At 47.3% G+C, this 5,045-nt stretch carries 4 protein-coding genes; 3 read left to right on the forward strand and 1 reads right to left on the reverse strand.

The window, feature by feature from the left end:
• From PX484_RS17290 to PX484_RS17300, 3 genes are all read left to right on the forward strand, one after another.
• Window positions 1–910, forward strand: a 910-nt coding sequence (locus tag PX484_RS17290) for a B12-binding domain-containing radical SAM protein (protein ID WP_288104911.1), incomplete at its 5' end; no start/stop codon positions are given.
• 42 nt (window positions 911–952) lie between these two features.
• On the forward strand, window positions 953–2,464 hold the full coding sequence (locus PX484_RS17295) for a WD40 repeat domain-containing protein (protein ID WP_287767143.1): 1,512 nt from the start codon (window positions 953–955) through the stop codon (window positions 2,462–2,464).
• A 180-nt stretch (window positions 2,465–2,644) separates the two neighbouring features.
• Window positions 2,645–4,525, forward strand: coding sequence for a DNA-directed RNA polymerase subunit gamma (locus PX484_RS17300; protein WP_002737004.1), 1,881 nt, complete (start codon window positions 2,645–2,647; stop codon window positions 4,523–4,525).
• A 40-nt stretch (window positions 4,526–4,565) separates the two neighbouring features.
• Here PX484_RS17300 and PX484_RS17305 read toward each other — a convergent pair whose 3' ends face one another.
• The gene (locus PX484_RS17305) at window positions 4,566–4,982 is read right to left on the reverse strand and encodes a RidA family protein (RefSeq protein WP_002762767.1); all 417 of its coding nucleotides are present in this window, start codon (window positions 4,980–4,982) and stop codon (window positions 4,566–4,568) included.
• Between the last annotated feature and the right edge of the window lie 63 nt (window positions 4,983–5,045).

The raw sequence follows: 5,045 nt of genomic DNA on the forward strand, positions 1-5,045 counted from the left end.
CAGTATTTGGCCGGAATTTTCCTACTATTTCCAAGAAAACGACTTTTATATCGGGGTACAAACCAAGCGCGGCTGTCCCCATAACTGCTGCTACTGCATCTATACCGTCGTCGAAGGGAAACAAGTACGCATTAATCCCGCCGATGAAGTAGTTAAGGAAATACGCCAATTATACGACCGCGGCATTCGCAATTTCTGGTTTACCGATGCCCAATTTATCCCCGCCAGAAAATTTATCGACGATGTAGAAGAACTATTAGAAAAAATCCTCGCCGATGGGATGAAAGATATCCATTGGGCTGCCTATATTCGTGCCGATAATCTCACCCCGAAACTGTGCGATTTAATGGTAAAAACAGGCATGAACTACTTTGAAATTGGCATCACCAGTGGTTCTCAGGAATTAGTCCGCAAAATGCGGATGGGCTATAATTTGCGGACAGTTCTACAAAATTGTCGAGACTTAAAAGCGGCGGGTTTTAATGATCTGGTTTCGGTAAATTATTCCTTTAATGTTATTGATGAAACCCTAGAAACTATTCGTCAAACTATCGCCTATCATCGGGAATTAGAAAACATTTTTGGAGTCGATAAAGTGGAACCAGCCATCTTTTTTATCGGACTACAACCCCACACCCATCTAGAAGAATACGCCTTCAAAAAAGAAATTCTTAAACCCGACTACGATCCCATGAGTTTAATGCCCTGGACAGCCAAAAAACTGCTCTGGAATCCTGAACCTTTGGGGTCATTCTTTGGCGAAGTTTGTCTGCAAGCATGGCGACAAAATCCCGATGATTTTGGACGGGAAGTGCTGAAAATTTTGGAAGCAAGACTAGGGAAAGCCGATTTAGAATCCGCTTTAACCGCACCGATAGAAACTAAGGAAAAAGTCTTAATTACCGCTTAAAAATTAATTTTAGTCAATCCGAAGGCGGCAATTAGCGTTACCATGAGTCTGAAATCAGGAGATCATCAAAATCCCTTTACTGGTAACTGCAAAATGACCGACCATCGCCCCCATGGGCTAGAATTAGCGGAATATATCGCCCTAGGATTAACCCTGCTTACCCTTATCGCCATGGGTGCGGGGTTTTTGCCTTTGTTCCTCCTAGTCGTGACTTTCGGGTTAAATATTCTCAATCGTCTCCGAGAAAGAACCAGGCAACTTCAACGCTTAACCGAGATAACCGGTCATTTACAGGAGCAGTGGGAAGAAGAAAAAGAAGCTTTATCGGCCCAAATACAGTCCCTGAGTCCCGCAGCAGCCAAGGATAACGCCCTTGCGGTCGCAGAATTAGAGGAGAATATTCTCGCCCTCGAACAGTCCTACAATCAAATTATTCAATACATCAACCGTAACGCGCTGCTGGAACGCATCGAACATCTGGAAAAATCCTACAGTCGCTTACAAAGAGAGATTTTACCGATTAACGAAGAATCGGCGGATATTACCGCCACAAAAGCGGAAAATGAGCCACAAATCACCCTACCCACCCTTAATTTAACTCTCACTTCCCCCCCCGTCCCTATCCCCCATTGGCACTATTATCGCCGTCTGACCGCCCATCGGGAAATGATCACAGCGATCGCAATTACCGAGGATCAACGGTTTTTAATTAGCGTTAGTTGGGATCGTACCCTGAAAATCTGGGATTTTGCGAGGGGAACCCTGATTAATACGTTGGAAGCTCACGATCAGGGCATTTTAGCCCTAGCAGTTACCGGAAACGGCGATTATCATCTAGCGACGGGAGGATTCGATCAAACCGTTAAATTATGGACTTTAGCCAGCGATGGCAGTAATCTGGAATTAGATCAAATTTTCCTCGGTCATCTCGGTTCGATTCACGGCCTAGATTTTGCCTCTCGGTGGCATTTTTTGGTTAGTGGTAGTTACGATCAAACCCTAAAACAGTGGAATTTAGAGCAGGAAACCGAAGAATTTAGCTCCTATGACAGTCTGGGGGCAATTTATGCCCTAGCGGTGGCTCCTAATCAAGATTTTATCGCCGCAGCTGGAGGTGATGGCACTGTCTCCCTCTGGCAATTGGGATCGGGAGAAAAAATCGCCGTCCTATCCGGTAACGTTTCTTCGGTGCAGAGTCTGGCGATCGCTGCTGATAGTCAGATTATTGCCGCCGGTTGTGTGGATGGGACGGTGAAAATCTGGCAATACGACCCCGAGAAAAGCGGTTATTTTGCGCCAATTCGGGTGATAAATGCCCATAATGGTCAGGTGACAAGCTTGGTATTCGCAGAGGAGGGTCAATGGTTATTTACCGGGGGAACCGACGGAGAGATTAAAATCTGGTTAGCCAATTCTCAACAGGCGATCGCAACTCTCACCGCTGCCGATGGGCGATCATCGCCGATCTCCAGTTTAGTTCTCAGCCCCGATTATTGTCACCTAGCGGCGGCCGCGGCCGACGGCAGCATCACCATCTGGGAAAATATCACTTAATGGTCGATCGAACTAGAAAAATTGTATAATGTAATGTCCCGGACTCGGTCGGGCCAGTTTGACCCCAAGAAAAAGTGACTGAGTTAATTGTCGTTTCTGCCTAATAGTTGTCATCGGGGCATCGAGAACGCGAGAGCGATCGCTTATCCCAGAATCATTACCCATAGTAAAAAATTCAGAATGAAGACTCCAACAGATCAAAGATTTGATTACGTCAAAATCGGTTTAGCGTCCCCCGAGAGAATTCGGCAATGGGGAGAAAGAACTCTACCTAACGGTCAAGTCGTCGGAGAAGTAACCAAACCAGAAACGATCAACTATCGGACTCTCAAACCGGAAATGGATGGGTTATTCTGCGAGAAAATTTTTGGCCCCTCCAAAGACTGGGAATGTTGGTGCGGTAAATACAAACGCGTCCGTCACCGGGGGATTGTCTGTGAACGTTGCGGGGTAGAAGTCACCGAGTCCCGGGTACGTCGTCATCGCATGGGTTTTATCAAATTAGCTGCCCCTGTCACCCACGTTTGGTATCTCAAAGGTATTCCCAGTTATCTCAGTATCCTGCTCGATATGCCCCTGCGGGACGTGGAGCAGATCGTCTATTTTAATGCCTATGTGGTTCTCGATCCGGGTAACGCGGGCAATCTTAGTTATAAACAACTCCTCAGCGAAGATCAATGGTTAGAGATCGAAGAAGAAATCTACGCGGAGGATTCGGAATTAGTCGGCATTGAAGTGGGTATCGGGGCCGAGGCTATCCAAAGACTCTTACAGGAAATTAACCTGGAAGAAGAAGCGGAAAGACTGCGGACGGAAATTGTCGAAAGTAAAGGGCAAAAACGGGCAAAATTAATTAAACGTCTCCGGGTAATCGATAACTTTATCGCCACGGGTTCTCAGGCAGAATGGATGGTTTTAAGCGTAATTCCCGTGATTCCTCCCGATTTACGCCCGATGGTGCAGTTGGACGGCGGCCGTTTTGCCACCTCTGACCTGAACGATCTCTACCGTCGGGTGATTAACCGCAATAACCGTTTATCCCGTCTGCAAGAAATTCTCGCCCCGGAAATTATCGTCCGTAACGAAAAACGGATGTTACAGGAGGCCGTCGATGCTTTAATTGATAACGGTCGTCGCGGTCGCACGGTGGTGGGGGCCAATAATCGCGCCCTGAAGTCTTTATCGGATATTATCGAGGGTAAACAGGGGCGTTTCCGTCAAAATCTCCTCGGTAAACGGGTTGACTATTCGGGACGTTCGGTTATCGTTGTCGGTCCGAAATTGAAGATCTATCAATGCGGTTTACCCCGGGAAATGGCGATCGAATTGTTCCAACCCTTCGTTATCCATCGTTTAATTAAATTAGGCATCGTCAATAATATCAAGGCAGCCAAGAAAATGATCCAACGGGGGGATGCCAATGTTTGGCACGTCTTGGATGAAGTAATCACGGGACACCCGGTGATGTTAAACCGCGCTCCTACCCTGCACCGTTTGGGCATTCAAGCGTTTGAACCGATCCTAGTGGAGGGCCGGGCGATTCAGTTACATCCCCTCGTCTGTCCCGCTTTTAACGCTGACTTTGACGGGGACCAAATGGCCGTACATATTCCCCTCTCCCTGGAAGCACAATCGGAAGCGCGATTATTGATGTTAGCTTGTCATAATATTCTCTCACCGGCGACCGGTCGTCCGATTGTTGCCCCTTCTCAGGATATGGTTTTGGGTTGTTATTATCTCACGGCCGAAAATCCCAAGGCCCAAAAGGGTGGAGGTCGTTATTTCGCCAGCATGGATGACGCTATTCGCTCTTTCGATCAGGGATTGGTGGATCTGCACGCTTCTGTGTGGTTGCGTTTACCAGTCGGAGAAAAGGTGAAAACCAATAAACCCGATGAGGAAGTCCTGGAAACGGAAACTCTCCCCGATGGCAGCATCTGGAAATATTATCGGGAGCGCAAAACCCGGGAGAAGGATGGTGAGATAATTTCTCAGTATGTGCGTACTACTGTAGGGCGAATTATCTACAATAAGACGATTCTAGAAGCTTTGGTGGTCTAGAGAGAGATTAGGTTAGGGTGGGCAATGCCCACCTTAATTTTTAGGCTAAAGCGGCAATACATTCTATTTCCACTAGCACATCTTTGGGAAGACGGGCCACTTCCACACAGGCCCGGGCCGGGGCAGTTTCCGGGGGGAAATAACGGGCATAAACTTGATTCATCGCCCCGAAATTGGCTAAATCCGAGAGAAAGACGGTAGTTTTCACCACATTTGACCAATTAGCCCCAGCAGCGGTTAAAATGCCCTCTAGATTGGCCATAACTTGTTCGGTTTGGGCGCTAATTTCCCCGGAGACGATTTCACCCGTGACGGGATCTAGGGGAATTTGTCCCGCAACAAAGAGAAAAGGACCAGGAGCGGCGATCGCTTGATTATAGGGACCCACAGGGGCCGGAGCTTTATCAGTACGGATGACCTGATTATTCATGGGCAGGATAGTTAAAAAAGATGACATTGAATCAATTGAATATTTTCCCAGTTTTTCGATCGCTTGTAGTTAATTTTCGCCGGTTAGGGG

The sequence above is a fragment of the Microcystis sp. M49636_WE2 genome (assembly GCF_030065375.1).
Lineage (GTDB): Bacteria > Cyanobacteriota > Cyanobacteriia > Cyanobacteriales > Microcystaceae > Microcystis > Microcystis aeruginosa_C.